Source organism: Neisseria sp. P0021.S007, from assembly GCF_051956855.1.
This window is the reverse complement of record NZ_JBQCXA010000428.1, coordinates 1-739: the sequence shown is the minus strand read 5'-3', so window position 1 is coordinate 739 and position 739 is coordinate 1. Positions and strand designations below refer to the sequence as shown.

Genomic DNA, 739 nt, shown 5'->3' with positions numbered 1-739 from the left:
AAGGAATTGTCATGCCGTTGTTGTCTATTGAGTTTGCGGTATTCTTTATCGTATTTTTGCCGCTGTACTGGGCATTTGCACGTTTGCCGCAAGTTCAAAACGTTTTACTTTTGGTTGCCGGACTGGGCTGGCTTTACCGTATCGACCCCATCTTTGCCGCGCTGATTTTGGTTTACTCGTCTGTGGTTTACCTGGTCAGCGTGCTGATGTTTTCTGAAAACGAGCATATCCGCAAATTTTGGCTGGGTTGCGGTATTTTGGCGGCATTGACTGTTTTGTGTTTCTTCAAATACTTCGACTTTTTCCGCCCGATTATTCAGCAATATACAGGACAAAGCGCCGTCATCGACATCCTTTTGCCTCTGGGCTTGTCTTATTACACTTTCCAATCGCTGGCTTACTTGGTGTATTGCTACCGTGAGCCTAAGGGAGAGCGTTTTGAATGGCACGAGCTCCTACTGCATCTGAGCTTCTTCCCCACCATCACATCCGGCCCGATTATCCGTGCAGCCGCTTTTAAAAGCATAGATGGCGAACAAGCAGGCGCATTGGTGCAAATCCGCACCAAACAGGCACGCCAGCTGATTTATCCGGCTTTGGCGGTTGGCCTGAGTATGTTGGGCATTGCCAAAAAGTGGTGGCTTGCCGGCGTATTAGCGGAAGGTTGGGTATCGCCTGTTTTTGAAAATCCGGCTCAGTTCGACGGCTGGGGCGTTCTGTCTGCGATTTATGGCTACAC

The 739-nt window shown here is 49.3% G+C and carries 1 pseudogene; it reads left to right on the top strand.

The features are described from left to right. Positions 1-11: 11 nt before the first annotated feature. Positions 12-739, top strand: a pseudogene (locus ACTHUR_RS13805) (MBOAT family O-acyltransferase); the annotation flags it as partial.